At 61.1% G+C, this 21,879-nt stretch carries 18 protein-coding genes; 9 read left to right on the top strand and 9 right to left on the bottom strand.

The window, feature by feature from the left end; all coding sequences use genetic code 11:
- Window positions 1–59: 59 nt before the first annotated feature.
- From BMZ46_RS10660 to BMZ46_RS10630, 7 genes are all read left to right on the top strand, one after another.
- Window positions 60–1,049, top strand: coding sequence for an alpha/beta fold hydrolase (locus BMZ46_RS10660; RefSeq protein ID WP_011333247.1), 990 nt, complete (start codon window positions 60–62; stop codon window positions 1,047–1,049).
- Window positions 1,050–1,275: 226 nt separating this feature from the next.
- Window positions 1,276–1,767, top strand: coding sequence for a ribonuclease E activity regulator RraA (gene rraA / locus BMZ46_RS10655; protein WP_011333248.1), 492 nt, complete (start codon window positions 1,276–1,278; stop codon window positions 1,765–1,767).
- Window positions 1,768–1,791: 24 nt separating this feature from the next.
- Window positions 1,792–2,787, top strand: coding sequence for a zinc transporter ZntB (locus BMZ46_RS10650; protein ID WP_074687620.1), 996 nt, complete (start codon window positions 1,792–1,794; stop codon window positions 2,785–2,787).
- 63 nt (window positions 2,788–2,850) lie between these two features.
- Window positions 2,851–3,099 carry a hypothetical protein gene (locus tag BMZ46_RS10645; RefSeq protein ID WP_007951986.1) on the top strand — a complete coding sequence of 83 codons (249 nt, stop codon included), beginning with the start codon at window positions 2,851–2,853 and terminating at the stop codon, window positions 3,097–3,099.
- Between the two features lie 2 nt (window positions 3,100–3,101).
- Window positions 3,102–3,926 (top strand): mechanosensitive ion channel family protein, encoded by an 825-nt coding sequence (locus BMZ46_RS10640; RefSeq protein WP_007951987.1) that lies wholly within the window; start codon window positions 3,102–3,104, stop codon window positions 3,924–3,926.
- Between the two features lie 90 nt (window positions 3,927–4,016).
- Entirely contained in the window at window positions 4,017–4,607 is a 591-nt protein-coding gene (gene sigX / locus BMZ46_RS10635; RefSeq protein ID WP_011333251.1) for an RNA polymerase sigma factor SigX, read from the top strand.
- Window positions 4,608–4,714: 107 nt separating this feature from the next.
- Window positions 4,715–5,749 (top strand): OmpA family protein, encoded by a 1,035-nt coding sequence (locus tag BMZ46_RS10630; RefSeq protein ID WP_011333252.1) that lies wholly within the window; start codon window positions 4,715–4,717, stop codon window positions 5,747–5,749.
- 75 nt (window positions 5,750–5,824) lie between these two features.
- Here the strand turns inward: BMZ46_RS10630 and cobA are convergent, their stop codons facing one another.
- The 8 genes from cobA to BMZ46_RS10590 all read right to left on the bottom strand — a co-directional run bounded on the left by cobA (window position 5,825) and on the right by BMZ46_RS10590 (window position 17,422).
- The gene (gene cobA, locus BMZ46_RS10625; protein WP_074687621.1) at window positions 5,825–6,577 is read right to left on the bottom strand and encodes a uroporphyrinogen-III C-methyltransferase; all 753 of its coding nucleotides are present in this window, start codon (window positions 6,575–6,577) and stop codon (window positions 5,825–5,827) included.
- A gap of 13 nt (window positions 6,578–6,590) precedes the next feature.
- Complete coding sequence (locus tag BMZ46_RS10620) at window positions 6,591–9,305, bottom strand: nitrate reductase (protein WP_074687622.1); 2,715 nt, start codon at window positions 9,303–9,305, stop codon at window positions 6,591–6,593.
- Window positions 9,305–9,622, bottom strand: coding sequence for a nitrite reductase small subunit NirD (nirD, locus tag BMZ46_RS10615; RefSeq protein WP_039769998.1), 318 nt, complete (start codon window positions 9,620–9,622; stop codon window positions 9,305–9,307). The genes BMZ46_RS10620 and nirD overlap by 1 nt, the downstream gene beginning before the upstream one ends.
- Entirely contained in the window at window positions 9,619–12,072 is a 2,454-nt protein-coding gene (nirB, locus tag BMZ46_RS10610) for a nitrite reductase large subunit NirB (protein ID WP_045121673.1), read from the bottom strand. Before nirB ends, nirD begins: the two co-directional genes overlap by 4 nt.
- 310 nt (window positions 12,073–12,382) lie before the next feature.
- Window positions 12,383–14,044, bottom strand: a complete 1,662-nt coding sequence (locus BMZ46_RS10605) for a bifunctional protein-serine/threonine kinase/phosphatase (protein ID WP_074687623.1) — start codon at window positions 14,042–14,044, stop codon at window positions 12,383–12,385.
- A gap of 7 nt (window positions 14,045–14,051) precedes the next feature.
- Window positions 14,052–15,263, bottom strand: a complete 1,212-nt coding sequence (locus BMZ46_RS10600) for a nitrate/nitrite transporter (protein WP_064594690.1) — start codon at window positions 15,261–15,263, stop codon at window positions 14,052–14,054.
- A 356-nt stretch (window positions 15,264–15,619) separates the two neighbouring features.
- Window positions 15,620–16,195 (bottom strand): ANTAR domain-containing response regulator, encoded by a 576-nt coding sequence (locus BMZ46_RS10595; protein ID WP_074687624.1) that lies wholly within the window; start codon window positions 16,193–16,195, stop codon window positions 15,620–15,622.
- A gap of 15 nt (window positions 16,196–16,210) precedes the next feature.
- Window positions 16,211–17,422, bottom strand: a complete 1,212-nt coding sequence (locus BMZ46_RS10590) for a CmpA/NrtA family ABC transporter substrate-binding protein (RefSeq protein ID WP_074687625.1) — start codon at window positions 17,420–17,422, stop codon at window positions 16,211–16,213.
- A gap of 222 nt (window positions 17,423–17,644) precedes the next feature.
- Here BMZ46_RS10590 and BMZ46_RS10585 point away from each other — a divergent pair, with 222 nt between their 5' ends.
- Window positions 17,645–18,664, top strand: coding sequence for a quinone-dependent dihydroorotate dehydrogenase (locus BMZ46_RS10585; protein ID WP_039770005.1), 1,020 nt, complete (start codon window positions 17,645–17,647; stop codon window positions 18,662–18,664).
- A gap of 139 nt (window positions 18,665–18,803) precedes the next feature.
- On the opposite strand, the gene rmf is transcribed toward BMZ46_RS10585, so the two are convergent.
- Window positions 18,804–19,019 carry a ribosome modulation factor gene (gene rmf, locus BMZ46_RS10580; protein WP_003223300.1) on the bottom strand — a complete coding sequence of 72 codons (216 nt, stop codon included), beginning with the start codon at window positions 19,017–19,019 and terminating at the stop codon, window positions 18,804–18,806.
- Window positions 19,020–19,549: 530 nt separating this feature from the next.
- Between rmf and rlmKL the strand changes: the two genes are divergently transcribed.
- Window positions 19,550–21,820, top strand: a complete 2,271-nt coding sequence (gene rlmKL / locus BMZ46_RS10575; protein ID WP_074687626.1) for a bifunctional 23S rRNA (guanine(2069)-N(7))-methyltransferase RlmK/23S rRNA (guanine(2445)-N(2))-methyltransferase RlmL — start codon at window positions 19,550–19,552, stop codon at window positions 21,818–21,820.
- The last annotated feature ends 59 nt before the right edge of the window (window positions 21,821–21,879 follow it).

The following is a 21,879-nucleotide window of genomic DNA, read 5'->3' as shown; positions in this document are numbered from 1 at the left end:
CTTTAAGATTGAAGTAGGGCGAGCTCTTCGGATGCCGCCCTTTTTTGTGCAAGAGCATTATGCAAAGCAGCAGCAACCTATTTCCTGTCGCCCTGATCAGCGCCGAGCGACGCGGTGATCTGAGCGAAGACGTTTACCGTTTGAAACCGGGCAACAGCCCTGACTGGTCCGTGGAAATCGCGGTGACCCGGCTCGGCATGGCCGATGAGCCGGCGTCGCGCGGCGTGCCGGTGATCTTGCTGCACGGCAGTTTTTCCAATCGGCGCTTCTGGTTCTCGCCGAAGGGGCTGGGTCTGGGCGCGTATCTGACGCGTCTGGGTTTCGATGTGTGGATCCCGGAAATGCGTGGTCACGGTCTGTCCCAGCGCAACGAGGACTACCGCCGCAACCGGGTCGCCGACTATGCCCGTTACGATCTGCCGGCGATTGCCGCGTTCGTCCGTGAGCAGAGCGGGCAGATTCCGCATTGGATCGGTCACTCGCTGGGTGGCATCACGTTGGCGGCTGCGCTGGGCGGCGAATACCTCGGTGAGCCGGCGGTGGCGTCGGCGGCGTTTTTCGGCACCCAGGTCAGCCGCACCTATTGGCCGCTGAAGATTCCGCCGGTGGAGTGGAGCGGGCGCTTCATTCTCAAGCGTTTTGCCCAGTTGTCCGGCTCGCGACTCAAGCGCGGCCCCGAGGACGAGCCGATCGGCCTGGCGCTGGAAAGCATGCGCTGGTACGGACTGTTCGGGCGTTTCGGCGACAAGGACAAGGATTGGTGGGCAGGTCTTGCCGACGTGCAGGTCCCGGTGCTGGCGGTAAGCGCGGCGGGGGATCATCAGGATCCGGCCTGGGCCTGCCGGAAACTGTTCGAACAGATCGGCTCCGAGCACAAGCAGTTCATCAACTTGGGCCGTGAACAGGGTTTCAACGATCAGTTCGGCCATGTCGAGATGCTGGTCAGCAAAGCGGCGCAGGCCGAGGTCTGGCCGCTGGTGGCGCGTTGGCTGGCGGATCAGCACACGCCATTGCTCGGCGAGAAGCCGGATCTGGCGGCAGCGGTGTGAGCGCGGCGCCTTTAAAAGGGCATTTCGTTCGGGTCGGCTTGCGGCTAAGATATGACGCATTGAACGGTTCTGGTCATATTTAGTGACTGTTTCGCTATTACGTTTCAGCCTGTGTTCAGGTTCGTTCAGCGACCATGACATGGGCTAAGGTAAACAGCGACCGTTGGGACTCGTTTCAAAAGAGTGCGACATTCTTGCTCGTCTTCCTTGTTACAGGAGTTTTTCGATGAACCATTACCTTACGCCTGACCTGTGCGACGCCTATCCGGAGCTGGTTCAGGTGCTGGAACCGATGTTCAGCAATTTCGGCGGCCGTGATTCGTTCGGCGGCGAAATCGTGACCATCAAATGCTTCGAAGACAACTCGCTGGTCAAGGAGCAAGCCGAGCTCAAGGGCAACGGCAAGGTGCTGGTGGTCGATGGTGGTGGTTCCCTGCGCTGCGCGCTGCTGGGCGACATGATCGCCGAGAAAGCCGCGAAAAACGGTTGGGAAGGGCTGGTGATCTACGGTTGCATCCGTGATGTGGACGTCATCGCCCAGACCGATCTCGGCGTTCAGGCCCTGGCCAGCCATCCGAAAAAGACTGAAAAACGCGGTCTCGGCGACCTCAACGTGCCGGTGACCTTCGCGGGTGTGACCTTCCATCCCGGCCAGTACATCTATGCGGACAACAATGGCGTGATCATCTCGCCAAGTCCGCTGAAAATGCCTGAATAAATCGCGGTAACCACAGGGGTGAGGATGTTCGAGGAAGAAAACGCGCAATGGGGGCTGGTGCATGCCCTGGTGCTGGACGGTAAAGGCGGTGCGCGTTCGATAGCCCGGACTGATCTCGACGATCTGCGGCTGCAGGCTCATGAAAGCCTGTGGCTGCACTGGGATCGCAGTCACCCGCAGACCCAGACCTGGCTGCGTAAATCCAGTGGGCTCAATGAGTTCACCTGCGACCTGCTGCTGGAAGAAAACACCCGTCCACGCCTGTTGCCGCTGCCGGATTCCGAGCTGCTGCTTTTTTTGCGCGGGGTCAATCTCAACCCCGGCGCCGAGCCGGAAGACATGGTGTCGGTGCGGATTTTCGCTTCGGCCCAGCGGGTGATTTCCCTGCGTTTGCGTCCATTGCGCGCCACTGACGAGTTACTGGCGATGCTCGCCGAGGGCAAGGGGCCGAAAACCTCGTCCGAACTGATGCTGTATCTGGCGCAATTCCTCACCAACAAGGTGCAGGATCTGGTGACTTGTCTCTCCGAAGTGGTCGATGAAGAGGAAGAAAAACTGGATGCCGACGAACGGTATACCCCCGAGCACGGCGCCATTTTGCATATCCGTCGCCGGGCCGCCGGACTGAAGCGTTTTCTGGCACCGCAGCGGGATATTTTCGGACAGCTGACGCGGATAAAGCTGCCGTGGTTCGTCGATGACGATGCCGACTACTGGAACGAATTGAACAACAGCCTGACCCGTTATCTCGAAGAGCTCGAATTGACCCGAGAGCGCGTGGGGCTGGTGCTGGAGGCCGAAGACCGGCGCTTGAGCGTGCACATGAATCGCACGATGTATCGCTTCGGGATCATCACCTGCATCTTCTTGCCGATGAGTTTTATTACCGGTCTGTTGGGCATAAACGTTGGCGGAATACCGTTCGCCAGCAGCCCTTATGGCTTCCTGATCGCCTGCCTGACGGTGCTCGCCCTGGCGTTCGGCCAGTGGTGGTTGTTCCGCCGTTTGCGCTGGGTCTGACGATGCATCATGTGACCCGACCAAATTTGCCCGCGTCTTTCACAGACATCACGAGAGGTGCGTATGCACGATCCGTTTGAACAGTCTTTGCGCGACATGCTCAACGCTTCGCCGTCCAGCCGCGACGACGATGCCTGCCTGGGTCGCGTGCTCAAAACCGCCAACCGCCAGGTTGGCGCCGGCGATCTGTTCAGCCTGCTGGGCCGCTGGCTGCCCGCGCTGATGATCGCCCTGAATAACGGCTCGGCCCATGTCGCGCCGGTCTCCCGTCTCCGTAAACCTACCGCTCGCACTGCTGATAAGGCTGATTGAATATGGAACTTGATCTCTGGACTCAGAGCCTCGTCACTGCAATGACTGCGTTGTGGACCAAAGTCGCTAACTTCATTCCGAACCTGTTCGGCGCATTGGTTGTGCTGCTTTTGGGTTTCGTCGTGGCCAAGCTGCTGGACACCTTGCTCTCCAAGTTGCTGGCCAAACTGGGGCTTGATCGCCTGATGGGCGGCACCGGCCTGACTAAATTGATGTCCCGCGCGGGGCTGCAAGTGCCGATCTCCACGTTGATCGGCAAAATCGTTTACTGGTTCGTTCTGCTGATTTTTCTGGTTTCGGCAGCAGAATCCCTTGGACTTGAGCGAGTTTCAGCTACGCTTGACATGCTCGCGCTGTATTTGCCGAAAGTGTTCGGTGCCGCGCTGGTATTGCTGGTGGGTGTCCTGCTCGCACAACTGGCCAATGGCCTGGTTCGCGGGGCGGCAGAAGGCGTAGGCCTGGACTACGCTTCAGGACTTGGGCGAATTGCCCAGGGCCTGGTGATCATCATCAGCATTTCGGTCGCGATCAGTCAGCTGGAGGTCAAGACCGACCTGCTGAACCATGTGATCGTCATCGTATTGATTACCGTTGGTCTGGCGGTTGCGCTGGCCATGGGTTTGGGAAGCCGGGAAATTGCCGGTCAGATTCTTGCGGGAATCTATGTGCGTGAGTTGTATCAGGTTGGGCAACAAGTGCGTATTGGCGAGGTCGAAGGCCAGATCGAAGAGATCGGCACGGTTAAGACCACATTGCTGACCGATGAGGGTGAGCTAGTCTCTCTCTCCAATCGGATCCTGCTGGAACAGCATGTGAGTAGCCGCTAACCCGGCAAACCCTGCTAATGTATGCCGCCGCAAAATGCCAGCTGTCGCTGGCTGCGGTGGACATTGACCTGACTGTCGGCACGACTTGTTTTGAATAAAGCCCAAACGCTATCCACGCGCTACGATCCCCGCGAGCTCTCTGATGAGGAGTTGGTCGCGCGCTCGCATACCGAGCTTTTTCACGTGACGCGCGCCTACGAAGAACTGATGCGGCGTTACCAGCGGACATTATTTAACGTGTGCGCACGATATCTTGGGAACGATCGCGACGCAGACGATGTCTGTCAGGAAGTGATGTTGAAGGTGCTGTACGGCCTGAAGAACTTCGAGGGGAAATCGAAGTTCAAGACATGGCTATACAGCATCACCTACAACGAATGCATCACACAGTATCGGAAGGAACGGCGAAAGCGTCGCTTGATGGACGCACTGAGTCTTGACCCCCTCGAGGAAGCGTCCGAAGAAAAGGCGCCGAAACCCGAGGAGAAGGGCGGACTGGATCGCTGGCTGGTGTATGTGAACCCGATCGACAGGGAAATTCTGGTGCTACGATTTGTCGCAGAGCTGGAGTTTCAGGAGATCGCAGACATCATGCACATGGGTTTGAGTGCGACAAAAATGCGTTACAAACGCGCTCTTGATAAATTGCGTGAGAAATTTGCAGGCATTGCTGAAACTTAGTTCGGCGCAAATATCTCTTACGTGTAGGCAAGTTCTGATAGACTTGCCGCCGAGTTGTCCCCCGGTTTGCGGGACTGCTTCACAATCACCAGATGGGGATTTAACGGATGAAACTGAAAAACACCTTGGGCTTGGCCATTGGTTCTTTGATTGCCGCCACTTCTTTCGGCGCTCTGGCACAAGGCCAAGGCGCAGTTGAAATCGAAGGCTTCGCAAAGAAAGAACAATTCGACAGCGCTCGTAACTTCAAGAACAACGGCAACCTGTTCGGCGGTTCGATCGGTTACTTCCTGACCGACGACGTTGAACTGCGTCTGGGCTACGACGAAGTGCACAACGTGCGTGCCGACGATGGCAAGAACGTCAAGGGCGCCAACACCGCTCTGGACGCTCTGTACCACTTCAACAACCCAGGCGACATGCTGCGTCCATACGTTTCGGCCGGTTTCTCTGACCAGAGCATCGACCAGAACGGTTCGAACGGTCGTAACCGTTCCACCTTCGCCAACCTGGGCGCTGGTGCCAAGCTGTACTTCACCGACAACTTCTACGCCCGTGCTGGCGTTGAAGCTCAGTACAACATCGACCAGGGCGACACCGAGTGGGCTCCTAGCGTCGGTATCGGTGTGAACTTCGGTGGCGGCTCCAAGCCAGCTGCTGCTCCAGTTCCAGCACCGGCTGAAGTCTGCTCCGACAGCGACAACGACGGCGTTTGCGACAACGTTGACAAGTGCCCGGACACCCCAGCCAACGTAACTGTTGACGCTGATGGCTGCCCAGCAGTTGCTGAAGTTGTTCGTGTTGAGCTGGACGTGAAGTTCGACTTCGACAAGTCGGTTGTTAAGCCAAACAGCTACGGCGACATCAAAAACCTGGCTGACTTCATGAAGCAGTACCCATCCACCACCACTACTGTTGAAGGTCACACTGACTCCGTCGGTCCTGACGCTTACAACCAGAAACTGTCCGAGCGTCGTGCAAACGCCGTTAAGCAAGTTCTGACCAACCAGTACGGTGTTGAATCGTCCCGCGTTCAGTCGATCGGCTACGGCGAATCCCGCCCAGTTGCTGACAACAAAACTGAAGCTGGCCGCGCTGTTAACCGTCGCGTAGAAGCGCAGGTTGAAGCTCAAGCTAAGTAATTAGCTGCCGCTCCGAGAAAAGCCCGGCTCAGGCCGGGCTTTTCTTTGCCTGCGATTTGGTGACGCCAGAGATTGTCAGGCCAGGCGATCAGCTACCCAGCCAATCGAGTCGACCTGGGGCGCGGCCGCTGCGACGGCGCCTATGACCAGAATCGCAGGGCTCTTGAGCTGGAAACCAAGGGCATCGTCTTCCATCGCTGTCAGATCGCTGCGGCATTCGCGTTGCTCCGGCAATGAAGCATTCTCGATCATCGCCACTGGCGTATCTGCCGCCATCCCTCCTGCCAACAGCTGTTCGCGAATCTCGCCGAGCTTCGCCACCCCCATGTAAATCACCAGCGTCGTGCCGCCCTGCGCCAAGGCCCGCCAGTTCAACTGGCTGTCGTCCTGAGTGTGGGCCGTGACCAGCGTCACGCCCCGGGCCACGCCGCGTAGCGTCAGCGGAATATCACACTGGGTCGCTCCAGCCAGTCCGGCGGTGATGCCATTGACCAGCTCCACCTCGACCCCGCGCTCGCGCAACCACTGAGCTTCCTCACCCCCACGCCCGAAAATGCACGGATCGCCGCCCTTGAGCCGCACCACGCATTTGCCCTGACGGGCATAACGCAGCATCAGCCGATGGATGAACGCCTGGGGCGTCGAGCGGCAGCCGCCGCGTTTGCCGACCGCGATAATCCGCGCAGCAGGGCAGTGCTCAAGCACGGCCCCATTGACCAGATCGTCGATCAGCACCACCTCGGCCTCGCGCAAGGCACGCACCGCTTTGAGCGTCAGCAATTCAGGATCACCGGGGCCCGCGCCCACCAGCCAGACTTTCGCGTTCATGGTGTTTTCCTCTTCAGATGACGGCGACCGAACGCACTTCGGCGGCCAGCAAGCGCTTGATTTCCGGGACGCAGGAACCGCATTGCGTGCCGCACCCCAATGTATTTTTCAAACCCTGCAGATCCAGACCTTCACGGATACCGGCGCAGACCGCGCTGTGGCTGACGTTCTTGCAGTTGCACAGGGTCTTGTCCGCCACAGTCTGCACGCCGGCATTGCCCGGCGGCGCACTCATCGGTGCCAGCAGCCAGCGCCGCAGTTGTTCGTCGGCGCGGCCTTCCAGCCACAGACCTTGCAACCAGTGCTGGGCGAGGGTTTCACCCGCAAGACGGATCGCGGTGATTCGTCCGTTTTCGATGCGTACCCGTTTGCCAATGGCGCGGCGAGGATCGTCATAAGCCAGTACCGGCCCCTCGATCAGAGCCAGGCACTGGTCGATTTCACGCAGCAATTGCGGTTCTGGCGCCACGACGCTGGCTGCGCGTATCAGCAGCGCAGGCCGTTCACGTCCGACAAGGCTGAGACTTGCGTAGGAAAACGCCTCGCAGAGTGGTCGAAGCGCCTCGAAATGCCGTTGAACATCGCCCTCGATCAGTGCGAACAGTTGCCATGGCAAATCCACCGGCTCCAGCCGCACGCCGCTATGCTTGAGTTCCGGCTGTTTCGACAAAGGATCGAAGGCGGGCAGGGTCAGGCTGTTCACGCCTCCCTTGAGGAAACGATCGCCCCAGTGCATCGGCAGGAACGCCTGGCCCGGACGCACGCTGTCATCGCTGGCGACCGCCACGATCACTGCGCCTCGACGACTTTTCAGATTCACCAGATCCCCCGGCTGCAAACGGTGCCGGCGCAACTCCTCCGGGTGCAGGCTCAACACCGCTTCGCTGACATGACCGAATAACTGCGCCGCCGTGCCGGTGCGGCTCATACCGTGCCATTGATCTCGCAGGCGGCCGGTGATCAGGGTCAGGGGAAAGCGCGCATCGCGTTGTTCCTTGGCGGCGCGATAGGGATCGGCAACAAACTGCGCGCGCCCGTTCGCTGTAGGAAAGATCCCGTCGCCATACAGTCGGGCTGTGCCTTGGCGAGCGCCAGCGGGGAAGGGCCATTGCTGCGGCCCCAGTTCATCAATCAACCCATGGCTGATCCCGGACAAATCCAGATCGCGGCCACGAGTCAGTTGTTTGTACTCGTCAAACAGTTGCGCCGGTTGCTCGAAGGCAAACAGACCCGGTTGTTGCGGGCGCAGACGTTTCTCCAGGCGTTGTGCGAAATCAACGGTGATCGCCCAGTCCGGTCGCGCTTCACCCGGTGCGGCAATGGCTTGGCGGACGTGGGAAATCCGCCGTTCGGAGTTGGTCACCGCACCCTCCTTCTCGCCCCAACTGGCCGCCGGTAACAGCAGATCGGCAAACGCCGCGGTTTCGGTGGTGCGAAACGCCTCCTGCAACACCACGAACGGACAAGCCTCCAGCGCGGCGCGGACGGCGTTCTGGTCCGGCATCGATTGCGCGGGGTTGGTGCAGGCAATCCACAACGCCTTGATCTTGCCGCTGCGCACCTGTTCAAACAGTTCGATGGCACTGAGACCGGTGTTCTCCGGCAGCTTATCCACACCCCAATACGCCGCGACTTCTGCGCGGTGCTCTGGATTGGCTACTTCACGATGGCCGGGCAACAGATTTGAGAGGCTGCCGGTTTCCCGTCCGCCCATGGCGTTTGGCTGACCGGTCAGGGAGAAAGGTCCTGCACCCGGACGGCCGATTTGCCCGGTGGCCAAGTGCAGATTGATCAGCGCGCTGTTCTTTGCGCTACCGGCGGTTGACTGGTTCAGGCCCATGCACCACAGCGACAGAAAGCTTGGTGATGTACCGATCCATTCGGCGCATTGCTGCAACTGCTCGACACTGATCCCGCACAACTGCGAAACCATCGCCGGCGTGTAGTCGCGCACCAGGCTTTTCAGCTCGGCGAGGCCTTCGGTGTGGGCTTTGATGAAGTCGCGGTCGATCCAGTCTTCCCACAACAGCAGATGCAAAATCCCATGGAACAAAGCGACATCGGTGCCCGGCAGAATCGCCAGATGCAGGTCCGCCAGATCGCAGGTGTCGGTGCGCCGTGGATCGATAACGACGACTTTCATCTGCGGGCGGCGGGATTTGGCTCCTTCGAGACGGCGAAAAAGTACCGGATGGGCGTAGGCCATGTTACTGCCGACGATCACCACGCAATCGCTCAACTCCAGGTCTTCATAGCTGCACGGTGGTGCGTCGGCGCCGAGGCTGCGCTTGTAGCCGACCACCGCCGAAGACATGCACAGCCGTGAGTTGCTGTCGATGTTGTTGGTGCCGACCAGCGCCCGCGCCAGTTTGTTGAAGGCGTAGTAATCCTCGGTCAGCAACTGCCCGGAGATATAGAACGCCACGCTGTCCGGGCCGTGTTCGGCGATGGTGTCGGCGAACACGTTGGTGGCGTGATCCAGCGCGGTGTCCCAGTCGCAACGACTGCGCGCCAGGCCTTTGCCCAGGCGCAGTTCCGGGTACAACGCCCGTGCCGCCAAGTCGCCGGTCAGGTGCAGGGTCGAGCCTTTGCTGCACAGTTTGCCGAAGTTGGCCGGATGCGCCGGATCACCGCTGACGCCGAGGATGCGCTCGCCGTCATGCTCGATCAGCACGCCGCAGCCGACCCCGCAATAACAGCAGGTCGAGGCGGTCGTCTGGCGGTTCATCAGACGGCGTCCCGCAGGGCCAGTTGCACGCGGCCGTTTTCCACTCGGGCCGGGTGATGGTGCGCGCAGCCGACATCCGGGGCCTGGGCTTCGCCGGACTTCAGGTCGATCTGCCAGTTGTGCAGCGGGCAGGCGACACGCTTGCCGTAAATCAATCCTTGGGACAAGGGGCCGCCCTTGTGCGGGCAGCGGTCATCGAGTGCGAAAACTTCGTCGTCGCTTGTGCGAAAGATCGCGATGTCACCTTTGGGCCCGGCGATGATCCGCGAACCGAGGGCGTTGATCTCTTCCAGGGCACAGATATCGAGCCAGTTCATGCCGGCACCTCCAGGTTTTTCACGGGGATCACGTCGAATTCTTTTTTCAGTTGCGGCTGGGCGAGGCGCTCTTTCCACGGATCCTGTTCGAACGACAGGGAGAATTGCAGGCGCTCGTTCAGGGCCTTGCGACGCTCGGGATCTTCCAGCACGGCTTTCTTGATGTGCTCCATGCCGACCCGTTGCAGGTAGTGCACGGTGCGTTCGAGGTAGAAGGCTTCTTCGCGGTACAGCTGCAGGAACGCGCCGTTGTATTCGCGCACTTCCTCGGCGGTCTTGAGCTTGACGAAGAACTCGGCGACTTCGGTCTTGATCCCGCCGTTGCCGCCGATGTACATCTCCCAGCCGGAATCGACGCCGATGATTCCTACGTCCTTGATCCCCGCTTCCGAACAGTTGCGTGGGCATCCGGAGACCGCCAGCTTCACTTTGTGCGGCGACCACATGTTGAACAGGTCATGTTCGAGGTCGATGCCCAACTGGGTCGAGTTCTGCGTGCCGAAGCGGCAGAACTCGCTGCCGACGCAGGTTTTCACGGTGCGGATCGATTTGCCGTAGGCGTGGCCGGACGGCATGTCGAGGTCCTTCCACACACCGGGCAAGTCCTGTTTTTTGATCCCCAGCAAGTCGATGCGCTGGCCGCCGGTGACCTTGACCATTGGCACCTGGTATTTGTCCGCCACGTCGGCGATCCGCCGCAGTTCCGACGGGTTGGTCACGCCGCCCCACATCCGTGGCACCACCGAATAAGTGCCGTCCTTCTGGATGTTGGCGTGGGCCCGCTCGTTGATCAGGCGCGACTGCGGATCGTCCTTGGCTTCGCCGGGCCAGGTGGAAATCAGGTAATAGTTAAGGGCCGGGCGGCAGGTGGCGCAGCCGTTCGGGGTGCGCCAGTTGAGGTAGCTCATGGTGCCGGCGATGGTCAGCAAATGCTGTTCGCGAATGGCCTGGCGAATCTGGCCATGGTTGAGGTCGCTGCAACCGCAGATGGCTTTTTCGCTTTTCGGTTTGACGTCTGCCGCGCCGCCGACGGTGTTGATCAGGATCTGCTCGACCAGCCCGGCGCAGGAACCGCAGGAGCTCGCAGCCTTGGTGTGTTTCTTCACTTCGTCGACGCTGAACAGGCCATGTTCCTGAATCGCCTTGACGATGGTGCCCTTGCACACGCCGTTGCAGCCGCAGACTTCGGCGTTGTCGGCCATGCTCATGGCTTTGTCCTGGCCTTGATGTCCTACGTCACCGAGGGCGTTTTCACCAAACATTAAGTGATCGCGGATCTCGCCGATGGCGTGATTCTCACGAATCTGCCGGAAATACCAACCGCCATCTGCCGTATCGCCGTACAGACAGGCGCCGACCAGCACGTCATCCTTGATCACCAGTTTTTTGTACACCCCGCCGATCGGGTCGGAGAGGGTGATGGTCTCGGTGCCTTCGCCGCCCATGAAGTCGCCGGCGGAAAACAGGTCGATGCCGGTGACCTTCAATTTGGTCGACGTCACCGAGCCCTGATAACGGGCGAAACCCAGTTGGGCCAAGTGGTTGGCGCAAACCTTGGCCTGTTCGAACAGCGGCGCCACCAGCCCGTAGGCAATGCCACGATGGCTGGCGCATTCACCGATGGCATAGATGCGCGGGTCGTAGGTTTGCAGGGTGTCGTTGACCAGAATCCCGCGATTGCACGGGATGCCGGCCTTTTCCGCGAGTTCTGTATTGGGGCGGATGCCGGCGGCCATGACCACCAGATCGGCAGGAATGATGTCGCCGTTCTTGAATTGCACCGAGCCGACCCGACCATTGCCGGCGTCGTGCAGGGCCTGGGTCTGTTCGCACAGGCGAAAGTGCAGGCCACGGGATTCGAGGGCGGTTTGCAGGAGCTGGCCGCTGGTCTTGTCCAGTTGCCGCTCCAGCAGCCATTCACCGAGGTGCACCACGGTGACGTGCATGCCGCGCAGCATCAGGCCGTTGGCGGCTTCGAGGCCGAGCAGGCCGCCGCCGATCACCACGGCGTGCTTGTGGGTTTTTGCGGTGTCGATCATCGCCTGGGTGTCGGCGATGTCGCGGTAACCGATCACGCCCTGCAAGGTGTTGCCGGGGATCGGCAGGATGAACGGGGTCGAGCCGGTGGCGATCAGCAGGCGATCGTATTCGGCCTCGGTGCCGTCTTCGGCGATCACCCGGCGTTTGACCCGGTCGATCTCTACCACTTTGCGGTTGAGCAGTAACTTGATGTTGTTTTCCAGGTACCAGTCGAGGTCGTTGAGCACGATCTCTTCGAAGGTCTGCTCGCCGGCCAATACCGGCGACAGCAGGATGCGGTTGTAGTTGGTGTGCGGTTCGGCGCCGAAGACTGTGATGTCGTACAGCTCGTTGCTCAGCTTGAGCAGTTCTTCCAGGGTACGGACCCCGGCCATGCCATTGCCGATCATCACCAGTTTGAGTTTTTTCATCAGGTTCTCCGGGAGCTTCGGGCTTGCCTCTTGTGGGCGTTCAGGCCTTGCTCGACAAAAATGGCGCAAACAAAAAAGGCGTCCCCGCCAGTTACCTAGCGAGGACGCCTTTGTCCTTGTCCCGTTCTCTCGGGAAGCCTGGCCTTCGTCGTTGAAGGTCGGGCCTTATGTCAGTTGCAAACGTTAATGCAGTGGTTGTGCCAAGTCGCGGTGAGCCGCGAATTCACTGGGGTAATGCTGGAATTGGCCAGATGTTCGTTGTGGTTTTTGCACTGAATGGAAGCGGCACGCCCGTTAATGGAGCGCCGCATCAACTATGAAACAGCAGAAACAGCAGGACCAGATTGCCCAGCAGTGCCAGTAACGCCAGTGTCCGCCAGACCTTCAGCGGCTCCCGTTCCAGCAAGGGGCGAGGGCGTACATTCAGGCTGCGGCGCTCACCTTGTTCCAGCGTCAGCAGCCATTCCTCGGCGGTTTCATAACGTTGCAAAGGATCAGCTGCCACACCGCGCTCCAGACACTGCGCCAGCCACTCCGGCAGATCCGGGCGATAGCGACCGGCACTCACCGGCACCCCGAAACGCGGGCGCTGGAACGCTTCGATCTCGCCGTAGGGAAAATGCCCGGTGAGCAAGAAATACAGAGTCACGCCCACCGCATACAGATCCTGTTGTGCGCTGGGTGCTGCGCCCTGAAAGGCTTCCGGCGCGATGTAGCTCGGGGTACCGGGCAAGGTTGACGGTGCGTCCTGCGACAGGCCGGGGCAATACGCCAGACCGAAATCCAGCAGACGCAACTCGCCGTCGTCCCCCAGGTGCAGGTTCTCCGGTTTGATGTCGCGGTGCAGGATCTGCCGTCGATGCAGCAGGCCGACGGCCCGCAGCAGGCGCTCGGCCAAACCCTGCCACTGGGCCAGTGGCAGCGGGCCGCTTTGTTCGAACAACTGCGCCAGGGTGGTTCCCGAATATTCACGCATCACGTAGTACAAATGCTGACGCTGACCGGCGCTATGGACTTCAGGGAAATGCCGCCCGGCGACGCGTTTGAGAAACCATTCCTCCGCCAGCAAGGCCTGGGCATCGTCTGCCAGTTGTGCAGGCAACGTCTTCAACAGCCACGCCTGGCCCTGACCATCGAGCACGCGATACAACAACGATTGCTGGCTCCGGCTTATAACCTCTTGAACCCGCCAGCCTTCAAAGACCTGACCCGGTTTCAGCGGCGGGGGCAGCGGCCACTGCTGCAAATGAATCAGCGCATCGCCGATGCTGGCCTCGCCAACAGCATCCACCCGCACCAACAGCGCACTGGCATTGTCCTGACTGCCGGCCAGATGCGCGGCATTGACCAAGGTTTGCGCGGCACTGTGCAGATCCGGTTGATCGCGCAGAATCCCGGCGATGGCGGTATCGCCGAGCGCTGCCCACACGCCATCACTGAGCAGCACGAAACATTCGCCGTCACGCAGTTCGCCATCGAGAAAGTCCAGCACCAGATGCTGATCCAGTCCCAATGCCCGCTTGAGCACATGCTGCATGCCCGGTTGATCCCAGACATGGTCTTCGGTGATCCGTTGCAAGGTCTCGGCGTGCCAGCGATAGACCCGGCAATCGCCTACGTGGGCCAAGGTAAATCGCCGGCCGCGCAGTACCAGCACACTGACCGTGGTGAGCAGCGGCTGACCGCCACCATTGGCCTGCAACCAGCGGTTTTGTGCGAGCAGCAGACGATCGAGGGCCTGGGCCACGCTCCAGGTTTCCGGGGTGGCGTAGTAGTCCAGTGCCAGCGCCTGCAAGGTCGAACGCGCGGCCAGCCCGCCATCAGCGCACTGGCTGACGCCGTCGGCGATGGCGAACAGAAACCCTTTGCTGGCCGCCAGCGCCGGGGCCGGGGTTACCAGGCGCAAGGCGTCCTGGTTTTCCGCGCGGGGGCCGGTGGCGCTGGCTTCGGCAAAGCTCAGTTGCAGAGCCATTCGGGCCTCAGACCCGGGCAGCGGTCACGGCCGCCGAACCCCAGGTGGTTCTCCAGCGACGTTTGACCCCGTGCAGGCCGAACCACGCCAGCACGCCAAGGCTGGCGAACAACCACAGCGCCAGTTGATAGCTGCCGGTGCTCTGTTTGATCGCGCCCATGCCTGCCGCCAGGGCAAAGCCGCCGATGCCGCCGGCCATCCCGATCAGCCCGGTCATCACGCCGATTTCACGCCGAAAGCGCTGTGGCACCAGCTGGAATACCGCGCCATTACCCGCGCCGAGACCGAGCATGGTGCAGACGAACAGGGCCAGCGCCGCGTAGGAACTCGGCAGGTTGAAGCCGACCGCCGCGATGCAGACTACGGCCACTGTGTACATCGCCAGCAGGGTGCGAATCCCGCCGAACCGGTCCGCCAGCGCGCCACCCAGCGGACGCATCAGGCTGCCGCCGAACACGCAGGCGGCGGTGTAGTAACCGGCGGTCACCGGGCTCAGACCGTATTGATCGTTGAAGTAGCCGGGCAGGGCGCTGGCCAGACCGATGAAGCCGCCGAAGGTGACGCTGTAGAAAAACATGAACCACCAGCTGTCACGGTCGCCCAGGGCCTTGAAGTAGTCGGCCATGGATTTGGCTTTTGGTCGCTCCGGCGCGTTTTTCGCCAGCCAGGCAAACAGCACCAGGGTCAGGAGCAGCGGAATCAGGGCGAAACCGAATACATTGCTCCAGCCGAACGCTGCCGCCAGCACCGGGGCGATCAGCGCCGCGAACACGGTCCCGGAATTGCCGGCCCCGGCGATGCCCATCGCCTTGCCCTGATGCTCCGGCGGATACCACTGCGAGGCTAGGGGCAGGGCTACGGCGAACGAGGCGCCGGCCATGCCGAGGAACAGGCCGAGCAGCAGAGCCTGTTCGTAACTGTGGATGCCGAGTTTCCAGGCACCGAACAATGCGCAGATCACGATCACCTGGCCGATCAGCCCGGCAGTCTTGGGTGACAGGCGATCGGCAAGCATGCCCATCGCAAAGCGCAGCACCGCGCCGGCCAGAATCGGCGTGGCCACCACGAGGCCGCGCTGTTGAGTGGTCAGGTGCAGGTCGCCAGCAATCTGCACCGCCAGCGGGCCGAGCAGGTACCAGACCATGAAGCTCAGGTCGAAATACAGGAAGGCTGCGAACAGGGTCGGGGTGTGGCCGGATTTCCAGAAGCTTTTATTCATCGCGCACCTCAGCTGTTAAGAATCTCGAGAAGGAGTCACAAGCCAGCAAGTGGAGCGCCGCCACGGCCGCACCACCGGCCCCGGGCTGTGGGGCCAAAACGCAAAAACGCCGCTACCCGGATCGCCGAAAGGGGCGAAGAGGGTGAGCGACGTCTTTGTCGTAGGTGGGGCAACCGCCGTTGGTTACCTGTGGTGATTGCTTAGCGAGATTTGTGCCACATCGATGTGGCTCGTTCCCATGCTCTGCGTGGGAACGCATTCGGTGACGCTCTGCGTCATGTTCTGAAGCGGACGCGGAGCGTCCATGGCTGCGTTCCCACGCGGAGCGTGGGAACGATCAAAAGCAGCGCAGGACTTCAGCCAAGCAACTCGCTCATCGCGATGATCTGCTCCGCCACCTGAATCAGTTTCTGCTGGCGGCTCATGGCCTGGCGGCGCATCAGGGTGTAGGCCTCTTCTTCGTTGCAGTCCTTCATTTTCATCAACAGGCCCTTGGCCAGTTCGATGCGCTTGCGCTCGGCCAGTTGCTGGTCGCGGGCCTGTAGCTGGGCGCGCAAGGCCTGATCGCTTTCGAAGCGGGCCATGGCCACGTCGAGAATCGGCTGCAGGCGTTGTGCGTGAATGCCTTCGACGATGTAGGCACTGACCCCGGACTTGATCGCCTGACGCATCACGCCGGGGTCATGCTCGTCGGTGAACATCACGATCGGCCGTGGCTGGTCGCGGCTGACCAGCACCACTTGTTCCATCACATCGCGGCTCGGTGACTCGGTATCGATCAGGATCACGTCCGGACGCACCGTTCCGACGCGCGCCGGCAGGTCGATGGTCAGGCCCGACTCGTCGATCACTTCGAAACCGGCCTCGGTCAACGCGGCTTTCAGGCGCCCGACTTTTTTCGCGGTGTCATTGATCAGCAGAATGCGCAGCATGTTCGCGGTCTCCTGTCAGCGGCGGGCAAGAAGTGGCGCGCTGTCGCTCAGCGCGTGGAGCTTGAAGCTCCGGGCGTAGGCGGCCGGGTCGCTGCCGTCCCAGATTTTGCCGTCGATCAACTGGCTGCTGCGCATGTCCTTGCCCCACGCTGCGACGCCCACAGCAGTCGCCGCGTCGCGATAGATCTCCAGTTGCTGCACCTGCCGGGCGACGGCGAGGTAGTCCGGGTCATCGCGCAGCAAACCCCAACGGCGGAACTGAGTCATGAACCACATGCCGTCCGACAGGTACGGCAGGTTCACCGCGCCATCGCCGTGAAAGCGCAGGGCGTGAGGGTCTTGCCAGCGATTGCCGAGGCCATCGTCGTAGTCGCCGAGAAAGCGTGGTTCGATGCAGGACACCGGGGCGTCGAGGTACTCGGCGGCGCTGAGAAGTTGCGCGGTGCTGCGGCGGTTTTCCGGGCTCTCTTCGATGAAACGGCTGGCCTCGAGGATCGCCATCACCAGCGCGCGCGCGGTGTTGGGGTATTGCTCGACGAAGGCGCGGGTGCAGCCGAGGACTTTTTCCGGGTGATCGGGCCAGATGGTCTGGCTGGTGGCCAGGGTGAACCCGAGATTTTGCTGCACGGCGCTGGCCGCCCACGGCTCGCCAACGCATAAACCATCGATGCGCCCGGCCTGCAGGTGCGCGACCATTTGCGGCGGCGGCACCACCACGCTGTCGACATCCTGCAACGGATGAATGCCCTGGCTCGCCAGCCAGTAATAAAGCCACATGGCATGGGTGCCGGTCGGGAAGGTCTGGGCGAAGGTCAGTTTTGCGCGGGTTTGGTGCACGTGGTGGTGCAGCGCTTCAGGACCGGTCACGCCCAGGCCCTGCAAACCGTGGGACAGGTTGAGGCTCTGGCCGTTCTGGTTCAGGCCCATCAGCACCGCCATGTCGGTCGGCGCGACACCGCCGATGCCCAGATGCACCGCGTAGATCAGCCCGTAAAGGCTGTGGGCGGCATCGAGTTCGCCGCTGACCAGATTGTCCCGCAGGTTGGCCCAGGAACTCTGGCGCTTGAGGTTCAGGGTCAGGCCGTAAGGCTGGGCAAAGCCCTGAGTGGCGGCGACCACCAGCGAGGCGCAGTCGCTCAGGGCCATGAAACCCAGGTTGATCGCGCTTTTTTCCGGGGCATCGCTGCCGTTGACCCAGGCCAGCGGCCCGGCGGAGGTTTGAGTCATGAAAGCCACCCTCAAAAAAAACGTCGTCCCAGGCTTTGCCCGCGCAAAACCGAGAGACGACGCCATTGTCCTTGCCTGCACGCCACCATTGGCCTGCCGGCTGATGCCGTGGAAGGTGCAAGGCATATGCCATGCGCACGGATTTACCCGTGCGCCTCGCGCGGCGGGGGGATGCCCGGCTATAATCGCCGCCTCTTTTCGCCGCCCGAGTCATAGCCGCCCATGTACACCCTGGCCCGTCAGCTGTTGTTCAAACTTTCCCCGGAAACCTCCCACGATCTGTCGCTGGATCTGATCGGCGCGGGCGGGCGTTTGGGCCTCAACGGCTTGCTGTGCAAGGCGCCGGCGTCGCTGCCGGTGAATGTCATGGGCCTGACGTTCCCGAACCCTGTGGGTCTGGCGGCCGGTCTGGACAAGAACGGCGCGGCCATCGACGGCTTCGCACAACTGGGTTTCGGGTTTGTCGAAATCGGCACCGTGACCCCGCGTCCGCAGCCGGGCAACCCGAAACCACGGATTTTCCGCCTGCCGGAAGCCGAGGCGATCATCAACCGCATGGGTTTCAACAACCTCGGTGTGGACAACCTGCTGGCGCGGGTGGCAGCGGCCAAATACAAGGGCGTGCTGGGGATCAACATCGGCAAGAACTTCGACACCCCGGTCGAGCGTGCGGTGGATGACTACCTGATCTGCCTGGACAAGGTCTACGCCCACGCCAGCTACGTCACGGTCAACGTCAGTTCGCCGAACACCCCGGGCCTGCGCAGCCTGCAATTCGGCGACTCGCTCAAGCAATTGCTGGCGGATCTGGCCACGCGCCGCGCCGAACTGGCCCTGCGCCATGGCAAACATGTACCGCTGGCGATCAAGATCGCGCCGGACATGACCGACGAAGAAACCGCGCAAGTCGCCCAGGCATTGATCGAAACCGGGATGGACGCGGTGATTGCCACCAACACCACCCTCAGCCGCGTGGGCGTCGAAGGCATGGAACACGGTGACGAGGCGGGCGGTCTGTCCGGCGCGCCGGTTCGCGAGAAGAGCACCCATACCGTGAAAGTGCTGGCGTCCGAGCTGGGCGGCAAGCTGCCGATCATTGCGGCTGGCGGCATCACCGAAGGCAAGCATGCGGCCGAGAAGATCGCGGCTGGCGCGAGCCTGGTGCAGATCTACTCCGGCTTCATCTATAAGGGCCCGGCGCTGATCCGCGAATCCGTGGACGCGATCGCCGCCAAGCGCTGATTGGCCGGCATAAAAAGGCAGGCATAAAAAAGGGCTCCTCGAAGGAGCCCCTGGGCCGTAGCCCGCCGTCCGGGAAGGACGTGCATGGTGATCAGGTTGTTACGAAATCAGATTGTCGTGTCGGAATAAGTGCCCTGTGTCAGCCGACGGCGTGAAGTTCGTTGAGTCTGTGGATTCCCGCAGTGCCGGTCATACCGTCCCAGTTGTCGCCGCGTCCTTCTCGCCAGCCGTTGATCCAGGCTTGACGTACCGACGGTAGAGTAAATGGGCAAAGCTCACGGGATTTGCCACCAACGCCATATTGATATCCGCGCAAAAATGCTCTTTCCAACGGATCACGCTTAAGTCTTCTCATAGGGTGTTTCCCTCACTTGTTGACTGTTTTTGTCGCGTCGACCTCAATTGAGGTCTGGCAGAAAAACTCTGCCGTTGGCGGCTCGCTGCCGGCGTGGCGAGCCAAGGTGTTGACGCCGTTGCGACGTCAACCTGTGTCCAGTTCTAACCAATGAGTCACATCGATGGAATGACCGTTTTGTCATAAGGACGTAACGAAAAAGATGCTATGGCCATAAGTAACCGCGTATTTATCCAGCGTTTATTGGCCAAACCCCGGTATGATCGGCCCCGCGCTGGATGATGAGGTTAATCCTTTAGTGAGAATGACCCACGTTTACGCTGGGCTACTATTCGACGAAGGGTTGCTTTGAGTCATTTTGTTGCTTCAACTTTTTTATCTGTCCCGGCATCTAAGCTCTTTTAACCCGAGCAGCGGGGATGGAACGGCACACCTTCGTGCCACGCGGGCGCTCTTGTAGAAAAGCGCCTGATTGAAAACCGGACCGGCAATGCGTTGCCGGTTCATCAGCCAAAGGCTCTGGAAAAACCATGTCCGACCGTTTCGAACTCTTCCTCACTTGCCCCAAAGGCCTTGAAGGCCTGCTCATCGAGGAAGCCGTCGGGCTTGGCCTTGAAGAGGCCCGCGAACACACCTCCGCCGTGCGTGGCATGGCGACCATGGAAACCGCTTATCGCCTGTGCCTCTGGTCGCGTCTGGCCAACCGGGTGCTGCTGGTGCTCAAGCGCTTCCCGATGAAAAACGCCGAAGACCTGTACCACGGCGTACTCGACGTCGACTGGCAGGACCACATGCTGGCCGACGGCACCCTGGCCGTGGAATTCAGCGGTCATGGCTCGGGCATCGACAACACTCACTTCGGCGCCCTGAAGGTCAAGGACGCCATCGTCGACAAACTGCGCACCCCGCAGGGCGACCGTCCAAGCATCGACAAGCTCAACCCGGACCTGCGCATTCACCTGCGCCTGGATCGTGGCGAAGCGATTCTGTCCCTCGACCTGTCCGGCCACAGCCTGCACCAGCGCGGTTACCGCTTGCAGCAGGGCGCTGCGCCGCTGAAGGAAAACCTGGCGGCAGCGATCCTGATCCGTTCCGGCTGGCCGCGCATCGCCGCCGAAGGTGGCGCGCTGGCTGACCCGATGTGCGGTGTCGGCACGTTCCTGGTCGAAGCCGGCATGATCGCCGCCGACATGGCGCCGAACCTGCGTCGCGAACAGTGGGGCTTTACCGCCTGGCTGGGCCACGTGCCGGCGCTGTGGAAAAAACTCCATGAAGAAGCCGTCGAGCGCGCCGCTGCCGGTCTGGCCAAACCGCCGCTGTGGATCCGTGGTTATGAAGCCGACCCACGGCTGATCCAGCCGGGCCGCAACAACGTCGAACGCGCCGGCCTGAGCGAGTGGATCAAGATCTATCAGGGTGAAGTGGCGACGTTCGAACCGCGTCCAGACCAGAACCAGAAAGGTCTGGTCATCTGCAACCCGCCGTACGGCGAGCGTCTGGGTGATGAAGCCAGTCTGTTGTACCTCTACCAGAACCTCGGCGAGCGTCTGCGTCAGGCCTGCCTGAACTGGGAAGCGGCGGTGTTCACCGGCGCGCCGGACCTGGGCAAGCGCATGGGCATCCGCAGCCATAAACAGTATTCGTTCTGGAACGGCGCGCTGCCGTGCAAGCTGCTGTTGATCAAAGTCCTGCCGGATCAGTTCGTCACCGGCGAGCGTCGCACTCCGGAACAGCGTCAGGCCGAGCGTGAACAAGCCGCTTACGACCAGACGCCGAACGAGCCGCAAGAGCGCAAGTTCAACAAGAACGGTAACCCGATCAAACCGACGCCGGCCCCGGCGCCAGTGATCGAGCAACCGCGCCTGAGCGAAGGCGGGCAGATGTTTGCCAACCGCCTGCAGAAGAACCTCAAGGCCATGAGCAAGTGGGTCAAGCGCGAAGGCATCGACTGCTACCGCGTCTACGATGCGGACATGCCGGAATACGCCATGGCCATCGACCTGTACCACGACTGGGTACACGTTCAGGAATATGCCGCGCCGAAGTCTATTGACCCGGAAAAAGCCTCGATCCGCATGTTCGACGCGCTGGCGGCCATCCCGCAGGCGCTGAACATCGACAAGAGCCGCGTGGTGGTCAAGCGCCGCGAGCGTCAGAGCGGCACCAAGCAGTACGAGCGTCAGGCTGCCCAAGGCAAGTTCAATGAAGTGACCGAAGGCGGCGTGAAGTTGCTGGTCAACCTCACCGATTACCTCGATACCGGGCTGTTCCTCGACCACCGGCCGATGCGCATGCGGATCCAGAAAGAGGCGGCCGGCAAGCGCTTCCTCAACCTGTTCTGCTACACCGCGACCGCCAGTGTGCACGCTGCCAAGGGTGGCGCGCGCAGCACCACCAGCGTCGACCTGTCGAAAACCTACCTCGACTGGGCGCGCCGCAACCTTTCGCTCAACGGTTTCTCCGACAAGAACCGTCTGGAGCAGGGCGATGTGATGGCGTGGCTGGAGAATTCCCGCGACGAATACGACCTGATCTTCATCGATCCGCCGACCTTCTCCAACTCCAAGCGCATGGAAGGCATCTTCGACGTGCAGCGTGATCAGGTGCAGTTGATCGACCTGGCCATGGCGCGTCTGGCCAGCGGCGGGGTGTTGTATTTCTCCAACAACTTCCGCAAGTTCCAGCTCGAAGACACCCTGGCCGAGCGTTACGCGGTCGAGGAAATCACCGCCAGCACCATCGACCCGGATTTCGCCCGTAACGGCAAGATCCACCGCGCCTGGAAAATCACGGCTCGTTGACACTCTGCAACATTGGATCCACAGAGCCTTGATTTTTAAAGGCTCTTGGATCCGTTCAG

Origin of the sequence: Pseudomonas sp. NFIX49 (assembly GCF_900115915.1) — a bacterium.
Lineage (GTDB): Bacteria > Pseudomonadota > Gammaproteobacteria > Pseudomonadales > Pseudomonadaceae > Aquipseudomonas > Aquipseudomonas pharyngis.
The sequence above is the reverse complement of the archived record's forward strand: the minus strand, read 5'-3'. Positions and strand labels throughout refer to the sequence as shown.